Raw genomic sequence first — 2,590 nt, 5'->3', positions numbered from 1 at the left:
GCACGCGCGCGATCACTCCTTGCCGAGGGCGTCCTCGACGCGCGCCAGGTCGCGCAGCCAGGTGGCCGCGGAGCTGTCGGAAGGGGCGCGCCAGTCGCCGCGCGGCGAGAGCGAGCCGCCGGCCGAGACCTTGGGGCCGTTGGGCATGGCCGACCGCTTGAACTGCGCGAAGGCGAAGAAGCGGCGGCAGAACACCTCGAGCCAGTCGTGGATCTCCTGGAGGTCGTAGGCGACCCGCTTGGCCTCCGGGAAGTTGGCCGGCCAGGCGCCCGCCTCCGCGTCGTGCCAGGCGTGCCAGGCCAGGAAGGCGATCTTCGACGGCCGGAACCCGTACCGCAGCACGTGGAAGAGGGTGAAGTCGTGCAGGGCGTAGGGGCCGATCTTCGACTCGGTGGACTGCATCTCCTCGCCGGGGACCAGCTCCGGGCTGATCTCCGTGTCGAGGATGGCGGCCAGCGTCCTCCCGGTCGCCTCGTCGAACTGTCCGCTGCCGATGACCCAGCGGATGAGGTGCTGGATGAAGGTCTTGGGGACGCCCGAGTTGACGTTGTAGTGGCTCATCTGGTCGCCGACGCCGTACGTGCTCCAGCCGAGGGCCAGCTCGGAGAGGTCGCCGGTGCCGAGCACGATGCCGCCGCGCTGGTTGGCCAGCCGGAACAGGTAGTCGGTGCGCAGGCCCGCCTGCACGTTCTCGAAGGTGACGTCGTAGACCGGCTCGCCCGCCGAGAACGGGTGGTCCATCTCCTTCAGCATCAGCCGCGCGGTGGGCGTGATGTCGAGTTCGGCCGCCGTGACGCCGAGGGCGCTCATCAGCTTGTGGGCGTTGCCCTTGGTGTGGTCGCTGGTGGCGAAGCCGGGCAGGGTGAACGCCAGGATGTCGCTGCGGGGGCGGCCTGCGCGGTCCATGGTCTGCGCGGCGACGATCAGCGCGTGGGTGGAGTCCAGGCCGCCGGAGACCCCGATGACGATCTTCGGGTCCCCGATCGCCGCCAGACGCTGCTGGAGGGCGCTGACCTGGATGTTGTACGCCTCGTAGCAGTCCTGGGCCAGGCGCTCCGGGTCGGACGGCACGAACGGGAACCGCTCGAGCCGGCGGCGCAGCCCGAGGTTCCCGGTGGGCGCGTCCAGCCGGAAGCCGACCTCGCGGAAGTCGCCGGTGCGGGCGGCGTGGGTGCGGCGGTTGTCGTCGAAGGTGCCCATCCGCAGGCGTTCCTGCCGGAGCAGGTCGAGGTCGACGTCGGCCACCGCGTACCGCTCGTCCTGCGGGAACCGGTCGGTCTCGGCGAGCAGGACGCCGTTCTCGTAGATCATGGTCTGCCCGTCCCAGGACAGGTCGGTGCTGGACTCGCCCAGGCCGGCCGCCGCGTACACGTAGGCGGCGAGGCAGCGGGAGGACGCCGAGCGGCAGAGCAGCTTGCGGTCCTCGGCGCGGCCGACGGTGATGGGGCTGCCGGAGAGGTTGAGCAGCACGGTGGCGCCGGCCAGCGCGGCCTCGGCGCTCGGCGGCACCGGCACCCACATGTCCTCGCAGACCTCGGCGTGGATCACCAGGCCGGGCACGTCCTCGGCGGCGAAGAGCAGGTCCACGCCGAAGGGCACGGTCTCCCCGCCGATCCGGAGGGTGCCGCCGCGCTCGTCGTCGCCGGAGGCGATGTGCCGCTTCTCGTAGAATTCGCGGTAGTTCGGCACGTAGGACTTGGGGGCGACGCCGAGGATCCTGCCCCGGTGCACCACCACGGCGCAGTTGTAGATCCGGTTGCGGTGGCGCAGCGGGGCGCCGACCACCAGGACGGGCAGCAGGCCGGCGGACCCGGCCACCACGGCGGCGAGCGCCGTCTCCACCTCGTCGAGCAGGGCGTCCTGGAGCAGCAGGTCCTCGATGGAGTAGCCGCAGAGGTTCATCTCCGGGAAGAGCGCGACGGCGACGCCGTCCTCGTCACATCGGCGGGCCTGCCGCAGCACTGCCTCGGCGTTGGCGGCGGGGTCGGCGATGGCGGCGTGACCGGTGCAGGCGGCGATCCGCGCGAAGCCGTGCTGGTAGAGCGACCAGAAGTTCAACGGGGCTGACTCCCACGAGAGTTGGACGGGCGGCGGCCCTGACGGCGACGGGTCGGCCCGGTCAGGGCACTGCAAAGCCTACGACTGCCCGGTCACGGGCCCTCCGACGCCTCACCTGTTTCGACGGGCGTCGACATGGGCCGCCGTCCCGCCGGGTGGGACGAGGGAGGCCTGCCGAGCAGCGAGGTGCTCCCTCTCCCCCGGCCCCGCGGCCGGCGGTTCCGCCGTCGTGCCGTGCTGCCCGCCGCTGACCGAGCGCCCGCTGGACGCCGGGGAGGCGGAGGCCGTCGCCCGACTGTTCAAGGCCCTCGGCGACCCGGTCCGGCCGCGGCTGTTCTCCGCGGTGGCCTCCCACGAGGGCGGGGAGGCGTGTGTGTGCGACATCTCCGACGTCGGCGTGTCGCAGCCGACCGTCTCCCACCACCTGAAGAAGCTCCGGGAGGCGGGCCTGCTGACCTCCGAGCGGCGCGGCACCTGGGTCTGCCACCGGGTCGAACCGTCGGTCCTCGCCACGATGGGCCACCTCCTCACA

The 2,590-nt window shown here is 72.2% G+C and carries 2 protein-coding genes; one reads left to right on the top strand and one right to left on the bottom strand.

Annotated elements, in window-relative coordinates:
- Positions 1 to 12 precede the first annotated feature (12 nt).
- A complete protein-coding gene (locus HW445_RS26185; RefSeq protein ID WP_180223356.1) occupies positions 13 to 2,058 on the bottom strand; it encodes an NAD(+) synthase in 2,046 nt (681 codons plus the stop codon).
- 229 nt (positions 2,059 to 2,287) lie between these two features.
- On the opposite strand from HW445_RS26185, the gene HW445_RS26180 reads away from it, so the two are divergent.
- Positions 2,288 to 2,590: helix-turn-helix transcriptional regulator (locus HW445_RS26180; protein ID WP_180223355.1), on the top strand; the 303-nt coding region annotated here is incomplete at its 3' end.

Source organism: Streptomyces sp. UH6 (assembly GCF_013421635.1).
Lineage (GTDB): Bacteria > Actinomycetota > Actinomycetes > Streptomycetales > Streptomycetaceae > Streptomyces > Streptomyces abyssomicinicus.
Note: the sequence above shows the minus strand (reverse complement) of the source record. Positions and strands in the feature narration are given on the sequence as shown.